The organism is Thermus sp. 2.9 (assembly GCF_000794385.1).
In the GTDB taxonomy this organism is placed as follows: Bacteria; Deinococcota; Deinococci; order Deinococcales; family Thermaceae; genus Thermus; species Thermus thalpophilus.
The window spans coordinates 1-17,711 of record NZ_JTJB01000044.1 but is presented as its reverse complement, the minus strand read 5'-3'; the positions used below and the strand labels follow the sequence as shown (position 1 = coordinate 17,711).

At 67.4% G+C, this 17,711-nt stretch carries 21 protein-coding genes and 2 pseudogenes; 8 read left to right on the top strand and 15 right to left on the bottom strand.

Annotated elements, in window-relative coordinates; all coding sequences use genetic code 11:
• From QT17_RS11315 to QT17_RS11295, 5 genes are all read right to left on the bottom strand, one after another.
• Positions 1-1,201: AMP-binding protein (locus QT17_RS11315; protein WP_039460078.1), on the bottom strand; the 1,201-nt coding region annotated here is incomplete at its 3' end.
• A gap of 29 nt (positions 1,202-1,230) precedes the next feature.
• Entirely contained in the window at positions 1,231-1,584 is a 354-nt protein-coding gene (locus QT17_RS11310; RefSeq protein ID WP_039460076.1) for a PaaI family thioesterase, read from the bottom strand.
• A complete protein-coding gene (locus tag QT17_RS11305; protein WP_039460075.1) occupies positions 1,581-2,027 on the bottom strand; it encodes a MaoC/PaaZ C-terminal domain-containing protein in 447 nt (148 codons plus the stop codon). Before QT17_RS11305 ends, QT17_RS11310 begins: the two co-directional genes overlap by 4 nt.
• Positions 2,028-2,040: 13 nt before the next feature.
• Positions 2,041-3,177: an acyl-CoA dehydrogenase family protein gene (locus tag QT17_RS11300; RefSeq protein WP_039460073.1), complete on the bottom strand. Its 1,137-nt coding sequence runs from the start codon at positions 3,175-3,177 to the stop codon at positions 2,041-2,043.
• Entirely contained in the window at positions 3,149-3,739 is a 591-nt protein-coding gene (locus tag QT17_RS11295; RefSeq protein ID WP_039460071.1) for a TetR/AcrR family transcriptional regulator, read from the bottom strand. The genes QT17_RS11300 and QT17_RS11295 overlap by 29 nt, the downstream gene beginning before the upstream one ends.
• Before the next feature lie 123 nt (positions 3,740-3,862).
• On the opposite strand from QT17_RS11295, the gene QT17_RS11290 reads away from it, so the two are divergent.
• The 6 genes from QT17_RS11290 to paaZ are packed head-to-tail and all read left to right on the top strand — an operon-like array spanning position 3,863 to position 9,133.
• Positions 3,863-4,447 carry a TetR/AcrR family transcriptional regulator gene (locus tag QT17_RS11290; protein ID WP_039460069.1) on the top strand — a complete coding sequence of 195 codons (585 nt, stop codon included), beginning with the start codon at positions 3,863-3,865 and terminating at the stop codon, positions 4,445-4,447.
• Positions 4,434-5,405, top strand: a complete 972-nt coding sequence (gene paaA, locus QT17_RS11285; RefSeq protein ID WP_039460067.1) for a 1,2-phenylacetyl-CoA epoxidase subunit PaaA — start codon at positions 4,434-4,436, stop codon at positions 5,403-5,405. Before QT17_RS11290 ends, paaA begins: the two co-directional genes overlap by 14 nt.
• 9 nt (positions 5,406-5,414) lie before the next feature.
• Positions 5,415-5,939, top strand: coding sequence for a phenylacetic acid degradation protein (locus QT17_RS11280; RefSeq protein ID WP_039460066.1), 525 nt, complete (start codon positions 5,415-5,417; stop codon positions 5,937-5,939).
• Positions 5,929-6,690 (top strand): 1,2-phenylacetyl-CoA epoxidase subunit PaaC, encoded by a 762-nt coding sequence (gene paaC / locus QT17_RS11275; protein WP_039460064.1) that lies wholly within the window; start codon positions 5,929-5,931, stop codon positions 6,688-6,690. The genes QT17_RS11280 and paaC overlap by 11 nt, the downstream gene beginning before the upstream one ends.
• Entirely contained in the window at positions 6,684-7,139 is a 456-nt protein-coding gene (paaD, locus tag QT17_RS11270; protein WP_039460062.1) for a 1,2-phenylacetyl-CoA epoxidase subunit PaaD, read from the top strand. Before paaC ends, paaD begins: the two co-directional genes overlap by 7 nt.
• A 2-nt stretch (positions 7,140-7,141) precedes the next feature.
• A complete protein-coding gene (gene paaZ / locus QT17_RS11265) occupies positions 7,142-9,133 on the top strand; it encodes a phenylacetic acid degradation bifunctional protein PaaZ (protein WP_039460061.1) in 1,992 nt (663 codons plus the stop codon).
• Here paaZ and QT17_RS11260 read toward each other — a convergent pair.
• The 8 genes from QT17_RS11260 to QT17_RS11230 are packed head-to-tail and all read right to left on the bottom strand — an operon-like array spanning position 9,127 to position 15,250.
• A complete protein-coding gene (locus QT17_RS11260) occupies positions 9,127-9,861 on the bottom strand; it encodes an SDR family NAD(P)-dependent oxidoreductase (protein ID WP_152607397.1) in 735 nt (244 codons plus the stop codon). The genes paaZ and QT17_RS11260 overlap by 7 nt on opposite strands.
• Positions 9,862-9,870: 9 nt before the next feature.
• Positions 9,871-10,797, bottom strand: a complete 927-nt coding sequence (locus QT17_RS11255; protein ID WP_039460059.1) for a sugar kinase — start codon at positions 10,795-10,797, stop codon at positions 9,871-9,873.
• A complete protein-coding gene (locus QT17_RS14775) occupies positions 10,790-11,230 on the bottom strand; it encodes an Ldh family oxidoreductase (RefSeq protein ID WP_255347467.1) in 441 nt (146 codons plus the stop codon). Before QT17_RS14775 ends, QT17_RS11255 begins: the two co-directional genes overlap by 8 nt.
• Positions 11,160-11,825: an Ldh family oxidoreductase gene (locus QT17_RS14770; protein WP_255347466.1), complete on the bottom strand. Its 666-nt coding sequence runs from the start codon at positions 11,823-11,825 to the stop codon at positions 11,160-11,162. Before QT17_RS14770 ends, QT17_RS14775 begins: the two co-directional genes overlap by 71 nt.
• A complete protein-coding gene (locus QT17_RS11245) occupies positions 11,822-12,526 on the bottom strand; it encodes an SDR family oxidoreductase (protein WP_039460058.1) in 705 nt (234 codons plus the stop codon). Before QT17_RS11245 ends, QT17_RS14770 begins: the two co-directional genes overlap by 4 nt.
• Before the next feature lie 9 nt (positions 12,527-12,535).
• On the bottom strand, positions 12,536-13,810 hold the full coding sequence (locus QT17_RS11240; protein WP_039460056.1) for a TRAP transporter large permease: 1,275 nt from the start codon (positions 13,808-13,810) through the stop codon (positions 12,536-12,538).
• Entirely contained in the window at positions 13,801-14,274 is a 474-nt protein-coding gene (locus QT17_RS11235) for a TRAP transporter small permease (protein ID WP_039460083.1), read from the bottom strand. Before QT17_RS11235 ends, QT17_RS11240 begins: the two co-directional genes overlap by 10 nt.
• A gap of 13 nt (positions 14,275-14,287) precedes the next feature.
• Positions 14,288-15,250: a C4-dicarboxylate TRAP transporter substrate-binding protein gene (locus tag QT17_RS11230; RefSeq protein ID WP_039460054.1), complete on the bottom strand. Its 963-nt coding sequence runs from the start codon at positions 15,248-15,250 to the stop codon at positions 14,288-14,290.
• Between the two features lie 90 nt (positions 15,251-15,340).
• On the opposite strand from QT17_RS11230, the gene QT17_RS11225 reads away from it, so the two are divergent.
• Positions 15,341-16,102, top strand: coding sequence for an IclR family transcriptional regulator (locus tag QT17_RS11225; protein ID WP_039460053.1), 762 nt, complete (start codon positions 15,341-15,343; stop codon positions 16,100-16,102).
• Here the strand turns inward: QT17_RS11225 and QT17_RS11220 are convergent.
• Positions 16,080-16,694: a bifunctional 4-hydroxy-2-oxoglutarate aldolase/2-dehydro-3-deoxy-phosphogluconate aldolase gene (locus QT17_RS11220; protein ID WP_039460052.1), complete on the bottom strand. Its 615-nt coding sequence runs from the start codon at positions 16,692-16,694 to the stop codon at positions 16,080-16,082. The genes QT17_RS11225 and QT17_RS11220 overlap by 23 nt on opposite strands.
• Positions 16,695-16,703: 9 nt before the next feature.
• Positions 16,704-17,231: pseudogene (gene fbp, locus QT17_RS11215) on the bottom strand (fructose-1,6-bisphosphate aldolase/phosphatase); the annotation flags it as partial.
• Between the two features lie 47 nt (positions 17,232-17,278).
• Here fbp and QT17_RS11210 point away from each other — a divergent pair.
• Positions 17,279-17,711, top strand: a pseudogene (locus tag QT17_RS11210) (IS982 family transposase); the annotation flags it as partial.

The window sequence follows — 17,711 nt, the reverse complement described above, 5'->3', positions numbered from 1 at the left end:
GGGCCCTTCCGCTTGCCTCCTCGTTCCGGTAGTAGCCCCCCGTGATCCAGGGGCCCTTGAGCTGGATCTCCCCCAGGGTCTTTCCGTCCTGAGGCACGGGGCGGCCCTCCTCGTCCGCCACCCGGAGGCGCACCAGGGGAATTGGGAGGCCGGTCTTGGCCTTGAGGGTGAGCTTTTCCTCCTCCGGAAGGTCTTCCAGGTAGCTCTTGACGAAGTTCTGCACCACCACCGGGGAGGTCTCCGTGAGGCCGTAGCCCTGGCGCACCTCCACCCCCATGGCCTCAAAGCGGGCGATAAGGCTCCGGGGAGCCGCCGAGCCCCCCACCATCAGGCGCTTTAGGGTCCTGAGGCGGTGGCCCGTGGCCTCCAGGTGGTCGGCCAGGGCCAGCCAGACCGTGGGCACCCCGGCGGTGAAGGTAACCCCCTCCCCGTCAAAGAGCTCCACCAAGGAGGCGGGGTCCAGCCGGGGCCCCGGCAGGACCTGCTTGGCCCCCACCAGGGTGGCGGCGTAGGGCAGGCACCAGGCGTTAACGTGGAACATGGGGACCACGGGGAGCACCACGTCCCTTTCCGAAAGGGCGGTGCCGTCAAAGAGGCTTGCCGCCAGGGAGTGGAGGACGAGGGCCCGGTGGCTGTACACCACCCCCTTGGGTAGGCCCGTGGTCCCCGTGGTGTAGGCCATGCCGCAGGCCGCCCGCTCGGGCACCCGCACGGGGTCCTGTTCCTCCCCCAGGACCTCCTCGTAGGCCAGGTAGCCCTCCGGGGCCTGCTCGTCCATAACCACGAAGTGCTGCACCGTTTTCAGTTCGGGCCGGATGGCCTCCACCAAGGGCAGGAGGTTGGGGTCAAAGAGAAGGACCTTGTCCTCGGCGTGGTTTAGGATGTAGGCGATCTCCTTGGGGGAAAGCCTTGGGTTGGCCGTGTGGAGGACCGCCCCCATTCCGGGGACGGCGAAGTAGGCCTCGAGGTGGCGGAAGTGGTTGAAGCCCAGGGTGGCCACCCGGTCCCCCTCCCCCACCCCGAGGGCCCTAAGCCCCCCCATGAGGCGCCTCGCCCGGCGGTACACCTCGGCGTAGGTGATGCGGTGGACCTCCCCGGTGTGGAGGCGGGAGACCACCTCCTTCTTCCCAAAAAGCGCCGCCGCCCTTTCCAGAAAGTCCCAAAGGTTAAGCTCCTCCTCCATCATGGTGCTCGGGAACATGGTGTCCTCCATTTAGACTCAGTATAACCCTAACCCACCCGGTAGAAGACCCCCTTGGCGAAGGCCACCCGCTTCCCCTCCAAGAGGACTTCCCCGGCGGCGTGGAGGAGGTGGCGCCCGGGGTGGACCACCCACCCCCGGGCGAGGAGCACCCCTTCCCGCACGGGCCGTAGGTAGCTTACGGAAAGCTCCGCCGTCACCACCCTCACCCCCAGGCTTTCCACCGCCTGGCCCAGGGCGCTATCCAGAAGGGCGGCGAGGATGCCGCCATGCACCAGGCCCTGCCCCTGGAGGAACTCCTCCCGCACAGGGAGGCGGAGCTCCGCCTCGCCATCCCCCTTCCTCAAGACCTCCGCCTGGAAAAAGCGGGCAAAGGGGCTCAAGCGGGCCTCCGCCGCACCATGGTCACGAACTCCCCCTCCTGCACCACCTCGTTCCGCTGGTTGTAGACCCTCACCCGCTGCACCAGAATGCCCCGGTCAGGCTTGGAGGTTTCCCGCTTCTCCAAGATTTCGCTTTCTCCCCGCACCGTATCCCCAATGAAGACGGGCTTGAGGAACTTGTAGCTCCGGATCTCCATCCAGGCGATCACGGTACCTTCAAAGTGCCCCGAGCGCTGCCTGAGCCCCGTGAGCATGGCAAGCACCAGAAGCCCATGGGCGATGCGCTGGCCAAAGGGGGTTTCCTTGGCGAACTCGGCGTCGGTGTGGATGGGGTTATAGTCCCCGGAAACCCCGGCGAAGTTCACCACGTCCGCCTCCGTGACGGTGCGGGCGGGAGTGGTGAAGCGCTGACCGACCTCAAAGTCCTCAAAGTACATGGGCATGGCGCACCTCCTCTCAAGCGAAGGCCCGGATCCCCGTGAGGTGGGCCCCGATGATGAGCTTCTGCACCTCGCTCGTCCCCTCGTACAGGGTCAGGATGCGGGCGTCCCGGTAAAGCCTCGCCACCTCGTACTCCTCAAAGAAGCCGTAGCCACCGTGCACCTGGATGGCCCGGTAGGCCACCCGGTTGGCGGCCTCGGAGGCGTGGAGCTTGGCCAAGCTGGCCTCGAGGGTGTAGGGCTCCCCCTTCACCTTCTTCCAGGCCGCCTGGTAGGCGAGGAGCCTCGAGGCCTCCAGGTCCAGCTTCATCTCGGCCAGATGCTCTTGGATGAGTTGGAAGCTAGCGATGGGCCGGCCAAACTGCCGCCTCTCCTTCACGTAGTTCAGGGAAAGCTCCAAGGCCCGCCGCATGAGCCCCACCGCCCCCGCCGCCAAGGAGATGCGGCCCGTGTCCAGGGTGGAAAGGGCGATTCTAAAGCCCTCCCCCTCCCGTCCCAAAACCCTTTCTTTGGGCACCCGCACCCCATCCAAGAACACCATCCCCGTATCCGCCGCCTTCAGGCCCAGCTTCCCCTTCAAGGGGCTCGTCCTCACACCGTCCTGCCGCTCCACCAGGAAGCAGGTAATGCCCCTAGCCCCCTTTTCCGGGTCCGTCTTGGCGAAGATGAGGAAGACCTCCGCCACGTTGCCGTGGGAGATGAAGGTCTTCTGCCCCTCCAGCACGTAGTGGTCGCCCTCCCGGTAGGCCCGGGTGCGGAGGCTCGCCGCGTCGGAGCCCGCCTCGGGCTCCGTGAGGCCGAAGGCCCCGAGGATCTCCCCCCGGGCCAAGCGGGGCACGTAGCGCTGCTTCTGCGCCTCGGTGCCGTAGGCGAGGAGGGGGGTTAGGACCAGGCTCTGCTGCACGGAGAGGATGGACCGCAAGGAAGCGTACCCCCCCATCTCCTCCAAGAGGGCGAGGTAGGCGAAGAAATCCAGCCCCGCCCCGCCCAGCTCCTCCGGGACGAAGACGCCCAAAAAGCCCAGATGCCCCATGCGCTCCACCAGGGGCCAGGGGAAGACCTCCTTTTCCTCGTACTCCTTTAGCTTGGGCGCCGCCTCCTGCAGGAAGCGACGCGCCACCTCTCTAAGCTCCTTGTGCTCCGGGATCTCCATCCTTCAACCCCCTCAGGATGAGGTCATGGTAAGCCCGGGCGAACTCCACCGCCCGCTTAGGGCCGCCGGGGCGGAACCAGCGGATCATCCAGTTGAGCAGGGAAAGCACCGCCCGCCCCGCCAGGGCCACGTCCACGGGGCGGAAGGCTCCCGCTTCCACCCCCCACCGGAGGATGTTTCTGAGGTTCGCCTCGTGCCGGTCCCGCAGTTCATTGGTGGCCGCCCGGTTTTCCGGGGAAAGGCTTTTGATGCCTTGCAGCATGGTGACAAAGAAGGGGTAGTTCTCCTCAAAGTAGCGGGCGTGGGCCTCCATGAAGCGGAGAAGGGCCTCCTCCGGGTCAGGGTGGGCCATGGCCTCTTCCCCCGCCCGCACCAGGCCCCGAAGGGCTTTCAAGCTGATCTCGTAAAGGATCTCCTCCTTGCTCCGGAAGTGATGGTACAGCGCCGCCTTGGAAAGGCCCAGGGCCTGGGCGATGTCCTGGACGCTGGTGGCCTCGTAGTCCTTCTCGGTGAAGAGCTTGGCGGCCTCCTCGAGGATGCGGTCTTTGGTCGTGGTCACCATGGCTCACCGACCGGTCGGTAAGTACACCCTATACCCACCGCCCTCCCGTGTCAAGGGAAAAGGTGAGTTGGGACACTTGTCCCTTCGCCCCGGGTGTGCAAAACTAACAAACGATCGTTAGCCATGGAGCGCCGGGACGAGATCCTCCACGTGGCCGGAACCCTCTTCAGCCAGCGGGGCTACCACGCCACAAGCATGCGGGAGCTCGCCCGCCACCTGAACCTGCAAGGGGGAAGCCTCTACGCCCACATCCAGTCCAAGGAGGAGATCCTCCTGGAGGTGGTGCGCCAGGCGGCGGAGCGCTTCCTCGCCGTTTTGGAAAGCCTTCCCGAAGGCAGCCCCGTGGATCGGGTGAGGGCCTTGGTGAAGGGCCACCTTCGGGTCATCGCCGAGGAACTCCCCCGGGCCACGGTCTTCTTCCACGAGTGGAAGCACCTCTCGCCTCCCCTACTGGAGGAGGCCAAGGCGCTCAGACGCCGCTACGAGGAAGGAGTGCAAGGGGTGATCCAGCAAGGGGTGGAGAAGGGCGCCTTCCGCGTGGAAAACGTGCGCCTCGCCACCCTCTTCGTCCTTTCCGCCCTCAACTGGACCTACCAGTGGTACCGCCCGGATGGGCCGCTTTCCCTGGAGGAGCTTGCGGAAGCCTACGCCAGGCTCGTGCTTCGGGCCCTGGGCGTGGAGGAAGGAGGCAAGGATGGTGAAGCTTAGGATCGGCTACCCGGAGGACCCAGACTACCCGGAAAGGCTTGCGGAGTTTGAGGCCAGGATCGCCCGGGGGGAGAAGATTGAGCCCGGGGACTGGATGCCGGCGGAGTACCGCAGGCAACTCATCCGCATGATCTCCCAGCACGCCCACAGCGAGTGGGTGGGCATGCTTCCCGAGGGCGCCTGGATCACCCGGGCCCCCTCCCTGAGGCGCAAGCTCATCCTCCTGGCCAAGGTGCAGGACGAGGCCGGGCACGGCCAGTACCTCTACCACGCCGCGGAAACCCTTGGGGTGACCCGGGAGGAGATGGTGGAGGCCCTGCTTTCGGGAAGGGCCAAGTACTCCAACATCTTCAACTACCCCACCCTCACCTGGGCCGATGTGGGCATCATCGGCTGGCTGGTGGACGGCATGGCCATCAAGAACCAGACCATGCTGGCACAGTGCTCCTACGGGCCCTATTCCCGGGCCATGGTGCGCATCTGCGCCGAGGAAACCTTCCACCACAAGCAGGGCAAGGAGGCGGTCCTCCTCTACGCCCGGGGGTCCAGGAAGCAGCGGCAGATGGTGCAGGACGCCCTAAACCGCTGGTGGTGGCCCACCCTGATGATGGCGGGGCCCCACGACACCGACTCCCCCCACACCCCCCTCCTCCTGCGCTGGGGCATCAAGACCAAGACCAACGACCAGATCCGCCAGGAGTTCCTGAACGAGCACGTGCCGGAGCTTTTGGAGGCGGGGCTTACCCCCCCAGACCCCGAGCTCCGCTACGACGAGAAGACGGGGAACTGGGTCCACGGCCCCATCCCTTGGGATGAGTTCTGGAAGGTCATCAACGGGGAGGGCCCCATGAACCGCCACCGCCTTTTGGCAAGAGAGCGGGCCCACGAGGAGGGGCGCTGGGTGCGGGAGGCCATGGAGGCCCACGCCAAGCGCCGCCTGGCGCAGGCGGCGGACTAGGAGGCGGCCATGTGGGGAACCGAGTGGCCCCGCTACGAGGTGATCAAGCAGGACACCCCCAAAAGCCCGCCCCAGATGGTGGGCTCGGTGCACGCCACCGACCCCGAGCACGCCCTCCTTCTGGCCCGGCACGTCTTCGTGCGCCGGCCTTCCGCCTACGCCCTCTTTGTGGCTCCGGCGGAGGCCTTCTTCCACGTGACCCAGGAGGGGCTGAAGGGCCCATGGAGCGAAGGGTTGGAGGAGGGCCCGGAGGAGGCCTACTGGGTCTTCGCCAAGCGGAGCCACCGCCGGAGCATGGTGTATGGGGACCTGGTGGGCCGCTTCCTGGCCAAGGGCCCAGCCTCGGCCATCCGGGAGGCCCTCCTCCACGCCCAAGGGGTGGCCTTCTGGGCGGTGCCGGAGCGGCTGGTGGTGGGGACGGAGCCCAAGGAGGAGGTCATAGAGAGCTGGTTCGCCCCGGCCAAGGACAAGACCTACCGCCTGCAGAGCTACTATGGCCTCGTCACCGCCAAGGAGGTGGAGGATGCCCCTTGACCCTTACCTCAAGGAAGCCCTGGTGGCCAAGCTAACCGCCTTGGCCGACGACGAGGTGGTGCTGGCCCAGCGCCTTTCCGAGTGGGTGGGCCACGCGCCCATCCTCGAGGAGGACATCGCCATCGCCAACCTGGCCCAGGACGAGCTGGGCCACGCCAAGCTCTACCTGGAGCTCCGCCAGGAGCTGGACGGCGCCGACCCCGACCGCCTGGTCTTCCTCCGCGACCCCCTGGAGTACCAAAACGCCATCCTGGTGGAGCTTCCCAAGGGGGACTGGGCCTTCACCCTGGTGCGGCAGTACCTTTTTGACGCCTACGAGAACCTTTGGCTCAAGGAGGCGCAAGGGAGCGCCTATGAACCCTTGGCCGAGGCGGCAAGCCGCATCCTGAAGGAGGAGCGCTTCCACCTGAGGCACTCCGCCCTTTGGGTGGAGCGCCTGGGCCTGGGCACCGAAGAGAGCCACCGCCGGGCCCAGGAAGCTTTAGAGCTCCTCTTCCCCTACGCCAAGCAGCTTTTCATCCCCCTCCCGGAGGAGGAGGCCTTGGCGGAGGCGGGGGTGGTGCCGGACCTGAGGGCCCTCGAGGCCCCCTACCTGGAAGAGGTCACCCGGCACCTGGAGCGCTCGGGGCTCAAGCCTCCCCAGGGGGGCTATGTGCCCAAAAGCCGGAAGGAGCACACGGAGTACCTATGGTCGCTGCTGGCGGAGATGCAGTCCGTGGCCCGCTGGGACCCGGAGGCCAAGGCGTGGTAGACCGCTACTGGGAGGCCCTAAAGGGGGTCAAGGACCCCGAGATCCCCGTCCTCAACATCGTGGAGATGGGGATGGTCCTGGGGGTGGAGGCGGAAGGATCCCGGGTTAAGGTGCGCTTCCGCCCCACCTTCTCCGGCTGCCCCGCCCTTAGGCTCATCCGCGAGGAGATCGTGCGGGCCCTGAAGGCGGCGGGGGCAGAGGCGGTGGAGGTGGAGGAGGCCCGCACCCCTTGGTCCACGGAGGCCATGGCGGGGGAGGCCAAGGAAAAGCTTGCCGCCTACGGCATCGCCCCACCCCTGCCCCTCCCCCTGGCCCACCAGGACCCCCCTTGCCCCCGGTGCGGTAGCCGGGAGGTGGTCCTCAAAAACGCCTTCGGGGCCACCCTCTGCAAGATGCTCTACCAGTGCGGTGCCTGCGGCGAGGTGTTTGAGGCCTTTAAGGCGGTGTGAGGATGAAGCTCCAAAGCTACCTTCTAGGCGCTTGGTGGGAAGGCGAAGGCGAGGGCGTTCCCATTCGGGACGCCGCCACGGGCGAGGAGATCGCCCGGGTCACGGCGGGGGGGCTTCCCCTCAAGGAGGCCGTGGCCCATGGGCGGGAGGTGGGGGGAAAGGGCCTTTTGGCCTTAGGCTTCCAGGAGCGGGGAAGGCGGCTTAGGGCCCTGGCCCAGTACCTTTCCGAGCGCAAGGAGGTCCTCTACCGGCTCTACGCCACCACCGGGGGCACGCGGCGGGACGCTTGGTACGACGTGGACGGGGGCATCGGGGTCCTCTACGCTTACGCCAGCCTCGCCCGCACCCTCCCCGAGGGCAACCTCCTCCCCGAGGAGGACTACCTCCCCCTTTCCAAGGACCTCTCCTTCCAGGGGCGGCACGTCCTCGGGCCCAAGGGCGGGATCACCCTCCAGGTGAACGCCTTCAACTTTCCCGTCTGGGGGCTTTTGGAGAAGTTCGCCCCCGCTTTCCTGGCCGGGGTTCCCACCCTGGTCAAGCCCGCCACCCCCACGGCCCACGTGGCGGAGGCCCTGGCCCGGATGATGCTGGAGTCGGGCCTCCTCCCCGAAGGCAGCCTCCAGTTCGTGGCGGGCGGCCTAGGGGACGCCCTGGAGGCCCTGGATTACCGGGACAGCCTCTACTTCACGGGCTCCAAGGCCACGGCGGACCAGCTCCGGCGCCACCCCGCCTTCCTGGAACGGGGGGCCCACTTCAACGCCGAAACGGACTCCTTAAACGCCGCCATCCTGGGGGAAGGGGCGGGGGAAGAGGAGCTCTTGCGCCTGGCGGAGGAGATCGCCCAGGAGCTCACCATCAAATCGGGGCAGCGCTGCACCGCCATCCGCCGGGTTTTGGTGCCGGAGGGAAGGCTCCAGGACCTCCTCGAGGCCACCCAAGCCCGCCTCGCCCCCCTGCGCCTGGGCGACCCCCGGGAGGAGGGGGTGGACCTGGGCCCCCTGGCCTCCTTGGCCCAGAAGGAGGAGGTGGAGGTGGCGGTGGCGGCCCTACGGAAAGCGGGCGCCCAGGTCTACTGGCAGCACGAGGGGCGAAAGGATGGGGCCTTCTTCCCCCCCACCCTCCTCCTGGCCCAAGACCCCTGGAAGGAGGCCCTCCACCGGGTGGAGCCCTTCGGGCCCGTGGCCACCTTCTTCCCCTACCGCACCCGGGAGGAGGCCCTGCGCCTCGCCCGCATGGGCGGGGGCATGCTCGTGGCCACCTTGGCCACCTTGGACCTCGAGGAGGCCCGCTTCTTCCTCCAGGGGCTCTCGGGAGAGGTGGGGAGGCTCCACCTCTTAAACCGCCACGACGCCCACACCTCCACGGGCCACGGCTCTCCCCTTCCCCGCCTCCTCCACGGGGGGCCGGGCCGGGCGGGGGGCGGGGAGGAGCTCGGCGGGCTCCTCTCCGTGAAGCGCCACCTCTCCCGCCTCGCCCTCCAGGGGGACCCCAAGACCCTCCAATCCCTCCTCTCGGAGTACGCCAAGGGGGCGGAGACCCCCGCCCAGGTCCACCCCTTCCGGAAGCATTACGAGGAGCTCGCGGTGGGGGAAACCCTCACCACCCACCGCCGCACCGTCACCGAGGCGGACATCGCCTTCTTCGCCCACCTCTCCTGGGACCACTTCTATGCCCACACGGACGAGCTCGCCGCCCAAAAAAGCCTCTTCGGCAAGCGGGTGGCCCACGGGTACTTCGTCCTGGCCGCGGCCGCTGGGCTCTTCGTGGACCCCGCCCCGGGGCCGGTCCTCGCCAACTACGGCCTGGAGGGCCTCCGCTTCACCGAGCCCGTGGCCGCGGGGGACACCCTGCAGGCCCGCCTCACGGTGAAGGCCAAACGCCCACGGGACGAGCGTACCGGGGTGGTGGAGTGGGCGGTGGAGGTGGTGAACCAGGAGGGCAAGACCGTGGCCAGCTACACTCTTCTCACCCTGGTGGCGCGGAAGCCTCAGTAGGCGAGGAACCCCCCGTCCACCACCACCGCCTGTCCCGTGAGGTACTCCGCCTCCTCCCCGCAGAGGACCGCCGCCACCCGGGCGATCTCCTCGGGCTTGGCCCAGCGGCCCAGGGGAATGCGGGCGGTGATGGGGCCGAAGAGCTCGGGGTTCTGCCGCACGGGCAGGGTGAAGTCCGTCTCCACATACCCGGGGCAGAGGAGGTTCACCCGGATCCCCAGGGGAGCCCACTCCTTGGCCAAGGCCCGGGTGAGGCCCAGGAGGGCGGTCTTGGCCGTGGTGTAGGCGGGGATGGGCACGGGTCCTCCCGCGGTGAAGGTGGTCACGGAGCCCAGGAAGAGGATCCGCCCCCAGCCCGCCCGGGCCATGTGGGGCGCCGCGGCCTTGGCCAAGAGGAAGGCCGCGTCCAGGTGGAGGTAGAGGACGCGGCGCCACTCCTCATAGGAGAGCTCCAGGGCGGGCTTGCGCACGTTCACCGCCGCGGCGTGGACCAAGACGTGAAGCCCCCCAAGGGCCTCCGCCGCCCGCGCCACCAGGGCCTCGAGGTCCTCCCGCTCCATGTCCGCGGCCAAGGCGTGGGCGGGAAGCCCCTCCGCCCGCCACGCCGCCACCGCCTCCTGGGGCTGGCGGCTTGCGATGGCCACCCGGAAACCCCGTCGCAACAGGGCCTCGGCGATGGCCCGGCCGATGCCCCGGCTCCCTCCCGTCACCAGCGCAGCGCGTTCCATGCTCACCTCCTAGCGGAAAAAGCGGGCGCGGCCCTCCAAGAGGGCCTCCAGGTCCTCCCGGTAAGGCGCCCCCTCGTGATCTCCCCGGCTTGCCGCCACGCAAGCCCCGAGGAAGTTGGCCAGGCGCAGGCGCTCCGCCACCCCTAGCCCCAAGAGGTGCCCCGCCAGGTACCCGGCGGCGAAGGCGTCCCCCGCGCCCACGGGATCCACCGCCGCCACGGGGAAGGCCTCCCCCTCCACCCGCTCCCCCGCCACCCAGGCGGTGGCTCCCGCCTTGCCCCGCTTGAGGACCACCTCGGGTGCCTCAAGCACCTGGGCCCTCTCCCCATCCCCGAAAAGGAGCACCGCCTCCTCGTCGCTCAGGAAGAGGAGGTCCACCCAGGGGAGGGCCTCCTGCAAAAAGGCCTGCGCCGCCTTCGGCGACCAGAGGGTCTGTCGGTAGTTCACATCCAGGCTCACCCGCACCCCCCGCTTCTTGGCCTCCGCCATGGCCCAAAGGACGAAGGCTCGGCAGCTTGGGGAAAGGGCCGGGGTGATGCCGCTTAGGTGGAGGAAGCGAGCCCCCTCCAGATACCCCGGGTCAAAGGCCTCAGGGGCGAGGGTGCTGGCCGCGGAGCCCTTACGGTAGTAGAAGGCCCGCCCCTGCCCCAAGGGCAGGACCTCCCTCAGGTAAAGCCCGGTGAAGCCCGGAACCCGGCGGAAGTAGCGCAGGTCCACCCCCTCCGCCCTAAGCCTCTCCTCCACCAGGGCCCCGAGCTCATCCTCCCCCACCTGCCCCACGAAGCCCACCCGCACCCCAAGCCGGGCCAGGGCCACGGCCACGTTCACCTCTGCCCCGCCCACGTGGACTTCCAAGAGCCGCTTGCCCCGCAGGTGGCCGGGTTCCAGGGGCACCAGGGCCACCAAGGGCTCCCCCGCGGTCACCACCTCAGGCATCTTCCCTCCAGGGCACGCCGTAGCGTTCGCCCAGGGCCTGAAGCTCCCGCACCAGCTTCTCCGGAAGCTCCAGCCCCTCCCCCAAGGCCTGGGCCCGCCTGCGCGCCTCCAACTCCCCGGGCAGGAGGACCTCCGCGTGTCCCGGGGCGGGGGGTGTGGCCTTGAGGGCTTGCCAAAGCGCCCCCATCCGCTCCAGGAAGGCCTCCCGGCCCAGGAAGGCCTCCGGGTCCAGGGCCAGGACGAAGTGGCCCACGTCCTGGGGGCGATCCCACTCGTCGTACATGCGGCCGATGCCGTGGGTAATCCCGGCCCCTGCGAGGACCCCGGAGAGGACCTCCACCAAAAGGGCCAGGGCGTACCCCTTAGGCCCCCCCAGGGGCCTTAGGGCGTACACCCGCTCGGGGTCTTCCGTGGGCTGGCCTTCCCGGTCCACGGCCCAGCTTGGGGGGATCCTCTCCCCCCCTCTCCCGGGCCAGGAAGACCTTGCCCATGGCGCTCTCCGCGGTGGCGAGGTCCACCACCAAAATCCCCTGGGGCGCGGGGGCGGCGAAGGCCAGGGGATTGGTGCCCAGGGCCTTTTCCCGGCCGCCAAAGGGCACCACGTCGGGCTCGGCGTTGGTGGTCACCAGGGCCAAAAGGCCCTCCTGGGCTAGCTTCTCCGCGTAAAGCCCCGCCATGCCGAAGTGGGTGCTCCGCCGCACCGCCACCGCCCCCAGGCCGTGGGCCCGAGCGAGCGTCTGGGCCAGCTCCACCGCCCTAAGGGCCACCCGGGGCCCGAAGCCGTGCTCCCCGTCCAAGAGGGCCACCGGGCCCCGCACCGCGGCGGGGAGGGTGGGGCTTGGGTGGATGAGGCCCGCCTCGAGGCGGCGCAGGTAGACGGGCAGGCGCAGGAGGCCGTGGCTGGAAACGCCCCTCATCTCCGCCTCCACCAGGGCCCAGGCCACCGCCCGGGCGGAGGGGAGGTCAGCCCCTGTCTTTTGGAGGAGGCCTTCCGTCCAGGCCAGGAGGGCCTCCGCCCGCCACCTCATAGGCTCATCCCCCCATCCACCACAAAGGCGCTCCCCGTGGCGAAGGCGCCCTCATCCGAGGCCAGGTAGACGGCCAGGGCCGCAATCTCCTCAGGCCGGCCCAAGCGCTTGAGGAGCTGCCGCTCGGCGAAGGCCTTAAGCCCCTCCTCGCTCCCCGCCCGCTCCCGGAGGGAAGGCGTGTCCACGGTTCCCGGGCAAATGGCGTTTACCCGCACCCCATAGGGCGCAAACTCCAGGGCCGCCGCCTTGGTCATGGCCACCACCGCCGCCTTGGTGGCGGCGTAGACGAAGCGCTTGGGGACCATCTTGAAGGCGGCCACCGAGGCGATGTTGATCACGCTCCCCCCACCTTGGGCCGCCATCTTGGGAAGGGCCGCCTGCATGGCCCAGAAGACGCTCTTGGCGTTCAGGAGGAAGGCCTCGTCCCAGTCCTCGTCCGTGGCCTCCAAAAGCCCCCCCACGGGCACGACGCCCTGGGCGTTCACCAGGACGTCCAGCCGCTCCATGCCCTGGATGAGGGCGAAGACCGCCTCCTTGTCCCGGGCGTCCAGCCGCACCGCGGGCACCACCCCGGCAAGCTTTTCCGGGTGCAACGTGGCGCCAAGAACCTCGGCCCCTTCCCGCTGGAAAGCCTCGGCGATGGCCCGGCCGATGCCTTGCCCCGCCGCGATGACGAGCGCTTTTTTCCCCTTAAGCCGCATGCTCCACCCCTAAAAGAGGAGCCGGGGCAGGAAAAGGACCACCCCGGGGAAGAGGAAGGCCAAAAGGAGCGCCAGGAGCGTGGCCACTAAAAAGGGCCACCCCTCCCGCATGTACTCCTCCAGGCCACAGCCCAGGATCGAACAGACGGCGTACATGGAAAGCCCCACGGGCGGGGTGAGAAGCCCCACGGCGCAGGTGAGGACCATGAGCACGCCGAAGTAGACCAGGTCAATCCCCAAGGCCTTGGCTGCGGGAACCAGGATGGGGGTAAGGAGGATGATCATCACGGTGGAGTCCATAATGCAACCGAGGAGAAGCAAGGCAAAGAGGATGAGAAGGAGAGCCACCTTGGGGTTTTGCACGGCACCAAGGAGAAACCCGGAGACCTTCTGGGGAAGCATCTCCCACTTTGTCCCGTATCCCAGCACCGCGGCCATGCTGACGAGGAGGACCACCACGCCCACGTCCCGCACGGAGCGCTCCAGGGCGCGCCACACCCGCTCCCAGGAAAGCTCCCGGTAGAGAAGCCCTACAAAAAGGGCATAGGCCACCGTCGCCGCTCCCACCTCCGAGGGAAGGAAGATGCCGAAGCGAAGGGACGCCATGAGTAAGAAGGGAAAGAGAACCGCAAAGAAGTTTTCCCTAAGCGCCTGGACAATTTCACGGGCCGTGGGCGGGGCGGGGTTTTCCGGGAGGTACCCCCTCCGCCGGGCAAGGAGGTCCACGGTGAGCATGTAGGCCAAGGCCATGAGGATCCCCACCCCGATGCCCCCCGCGAAGAGCTGGCCGATGGACACCTGCCCGATGCTCCCGTAGAGGATAAAGCCAATGCTTGGGGGAATCGCCACCGCCAGGAGGGCGGAGAACCCTTGCAACGCCGCGATGAAGCCCCGGGAATACCCCTTGCGCACCATCTCGGGTCCCAAAAGCCTCGCCTGCATGGTGGCGTCGGCGATGGCTGAGCCGGAAGGCCCGCCCACCAGCAGAGCTAAGACCACGCTTGCCTGGGCCAAGCCGCCCCGCAAGAAGCCTGTAAGGATGTGGGCAAACCGGAGGAGCCTGCGGGTCACCCCCAGCTCGTTCATGAGCTCGCTGGCCAGGACGAAGGTGGGGATGGCCAAAAGGGAAAAGTTTTGGGTCTCCGCCAAGGCAAGCTGCACGAGCATGGTGAGCTGGAGCTCTGGCTGGGTGAGGAAGTAGACCAGCCCCCCGATGCCGATGGCGAAGACCACGGGCATGCCCAGGAGGACCAAGCCCAAGAAAACGAGGAAGCTCAGGAGCATGATCCCTCCCTAAGGGCCCGCCAAAACCTCCCCAGGGCGGTGGTGAGCATGAGGAGGCTGCCCAGGCTCACGCTCAGCGTCACCCAGGCGTAGCTGAAGCCGGGTATGCCCTGGAAGCTGCGGAAACGGGCCTGGTGGGCGGCTTGGAGGCTATAGGCGAAGAGGAGGGCCAAGAACAGGGCCACGAAGAGCCAAACCGCACCGCAAACCCACCGTTGGGCCCGGGGAGGCAGGAGGCGCACCAGGTTGTCCACCGCCATATGCTGGCCCTCCCGGAGGGCCAGGTCTGCCCCAAGGAAGACCGCCCAGGCAAAGCAAAAGGTGGCCAGGTCCATGGACCAGTCCAAGGGGTGCCCCAGGAAACGCCCCACGCCCCCCGCGAAGACGATCAGGGTGGAGGCGAGGAGGAAAGCCTGGGCAAGCGTTTGCTCCCAGCGCAGGATGTGCTTTCCCAGCGTGCCCATGGGTCCCATTTCCTCACCGCCTTAGGGCCTGGTACAGGGCATCCCGGATAGCCTTAAGCCCGAGGCGCTCGTAGGCGGCCTCCGCCGCCTTGCGGAACGCCGCGAGGTCCACGTCGCTCACGATGGTCATGCCCCGCTGTTGGACTAGGGCCTTGATCCGCCCCTCCTCCGCGACGATGCGCTGGGAGGTCTCCCGACCCGCCCGTACGCACTCCTCGCGGAGGATCTGCCGATAGTTTGCCGGCAAGCGCCGGAACCACGCCTCCCCCACCACCTCAAAGTTGATGAGGAGGAAGTGCTTGGTCTCGTTCACGTAGCGCAACACCTCCCAAAGGCTCATATCGGGGATGTTGGCGTAAACGAGCTCGGCCCCGTCAATGGCCCGCTGCTGCAGGGCGGAGTAGATCTCGCCGAAGGGGAGGGCTACGGGAGTGGCCCCCAGGGCCCGCACGGACTCCTGCCACACGGGGGCGGGGGGCGTGCGGATGCGCAGGCCCCGCAGGTCCTCCGGGCGGCGGACGGGCTTGTTGGTCATAAAGTGCCGGTAACCCTGCACCCAGTTAAAGCAGAGAACCCGGATCCCGTACTGCTGGGCCAGGCGCTCAATCCATCCCTGGACCACGGGCAGGTTGGCCAGGCGCTCCACCGCAGCGTAATCGTCCACGAAGTACGGCCCGTTGAAGACGCCCAGTTCTTTTACGTAGTTGCCAAGCCGGGCCCCGTCGGTGTTCTGGCCCACTGGTACGCCTTGCCGCAACTGCTCAATGATGTCCTCCTCTACCCCAAGCTGGGCGCTATGAAAGACCAGGATCCGCAGATCCCCGTTGGTACGCTCTGCCACCCGTTCCGCCCAAGCTTGAAGGCCTACATGGTAGGGATGGTTGGGCCCCAGAACGTGGTTGAAGCGGAGGGTGTATGTCTGTCCCGAGACCAAGCCCAGCACCAAAACTACCCCTAGAACCCCGATACGCTTCATTGCTGCTCACCGCCCTTTCTTTTCGTCCCACTATATACTACTCAGTCCCACATATTGTCAATAACCAACCTCCTCCCATATAATGGGAACATGCAGCGGGAAACCCTGGAGGAAACGGAGGGCGCCCAGACCCTTCTCCGCGGCTTGTGGCTCCTGGAGCGAGTGGCCGACGGGGTGCACGACCTAAAGAGGCTTGCCGAAACCTTAGGGCTAAGCCGAAGCACTGCCCACAGGATCCTAAGCACCCTAAGCCGGGCCGGCTATCTTCGCCACGAGCCGCGAAAGGGGTACTTTCTTGGTCCCAAGCTGATCCGCTTGGGATTTAAGGCCTATGGCCAGCTACACCTTCCTGCTCTGGCCCGTCCCCACCTCGAGGCCCTCCGGGACGCCACCAAGGAGACAGTGCACCTAGCCGTCTTGGAGGGCCGGGAAGTCGTCTACATTGACAAGGTCCCGGGCAAACGCGAACTTGTCCTGGCGAGCCAGATCGGCAGCCGCTTCCCTGCCCAATCCACAGCCTTGGGCAAGGCCATCCTTGCCTTCCTTCCCGAGGAAAGGTGGCGGGAGGCCTTCATACCTGGCCTCAACCGTACCCCCAGGACCCTAGGGGACTACGAGCGTTTTCGGGAGGAGCTCCGCACCACCCGGGTCCGGGGATACGCCCTGGATCTGGAAGAAAACGAACCCGGAGTGCGGTGCGTGGCCGCCCCCATCCTGAACGTGCAAGGGGAGCCGGTGGCGGCGGTAAGCGTTTCCACCGCCTCCATTTACCTGGACGAGCACCGTATCCCTGAGGTGGCCGAGGCGGTTCAGGAGACAGCCCGGCGCATTAGCCTTGAGCTTGGGGCGTGAGGAGGGCTCGGGCTGTGCGGATGCGGGCACGGGCAAGAGGGATATCCCCCGTTAGGAGCCAGCTTCCCCCAACGGCCAAAAGATTGGGCAAAGGGGCGTAAAGAGGTAGGTGTTCCTCCTTGATGCCGCCCGTGGGGAGGAAGCGCACCTCGGGAAAGACCTCGGCGTAGGCCCTGAGCACCTGGGCACCCCGAAAAGGCTCCGCAGGAAAGAACTTGAGGACGAAAAGGCCAAGCTCTAAGGCCTTTTCCACCTCCGTGGGGGTAAGGACGCCGGGGAAGTACGGCACCCCTTCCTCCCGGGCTAGCCAGGCCACCTCTTCCTTTAAGCCCGGCGAAACGATAAACCGCGCGCCTGCGGCCAAGGCTGCCTCTGCCTCCTTCGGGCTTCGCACCGTGCCTGCCCCCAGGAGAAGGCCGCTATCCCTCAGCGTCCTCAGGGCTTCCAGCCCTTGGGGAGTTCGGAGGGTGATTTCCAAAAGCCCCACCCCCTCCTCCTGCAACACCCGGGCCAAACCCCAGAGATCTTCCCCGCCCTGCACGGTGAGGAGAGGAAGGAGACGGGCTCTGGCCAAAGCTTCTATGACCTCCACAGCTTCATGCTACGTGAACTCCCTGGCCAGCTCCTTCAACCGCTCGGCGATCCCCGTGTACTCCAGCTCCTCCATGGGGAGCATGGCGGGGCCGTAAAAGCCCTGCCGGCGCATCTCCTGGGCCTTCTCCACCACCTTCGCCCGCACCGCGTCCCACACGGGGTCGGCGAAGAGGTCCACGGGCTCGGAAAGCTTCCCCTCCTTGAGGGAGAAGGCCAGGGCGCAGACCATGGGCACGCAGAAAAAGCTGGAAGCCTGGGTGTTGGCCCTCACCGGCATCAGGGGCATATGGTGGCTTCCCCGGGTGTCCCCGGCCACAAAGGGGGCCAGGGCGAAGGGGGGACCGAACTCCTCGGTGGCGGGGAAGATCTTCTGGGTGCGGATGAGGGCCACCGGATCGTCCTTGCCCACGTAGCGCCCCGCGATGTTCCGCAGCCGGGTGGTGCTCACCACCGCGGCGATCTCCCCGTGCCTGCGGGACCAGATGGACTCTATGGCGAAGCGGTGGGAGTCGCGGAGCAGGGTGGCGATATCGTAACCCAAGTTGCTACCTATCCCCTGGATCTGAAAAAATAGTGGCCGCTATGCTTTCCCGTCTCATAGCGGCCTTTTGCATTATAGACGACGCCCTGCAAGCCATGGGCTACAAGGATGACCCCCAAGCCAAAACGCCCGCCTCCGCCATCCTCACCCTCGCCCTCCTTGCCGCCCTAGAGTTCGGCGGCAAGCACAACAAGGCCCTGGCCCTCGCCAAAGACCTCGGCCTCTTCACCCACGTCCCCTCCCCAAGCCGCTTCAACCGCAGGCTCCACGCCCTCTACCCCCTCCTTCTCCCCCTCCTCCACCTCCTGGCCCAGGTCTGGAAGCACCTCCACCAGGCCCAGGCGTATGCCTTGGACACCTTCCCCCTCCCCGCCTGCGAGAACATCCGCGCCCCCCGCTCCCGCCTCTTCCCGGACAAGGCCTACCGCGGCTTCATCCCCAGCAAGCGGGTCTACTTCCACGGCCTCAAGCTCC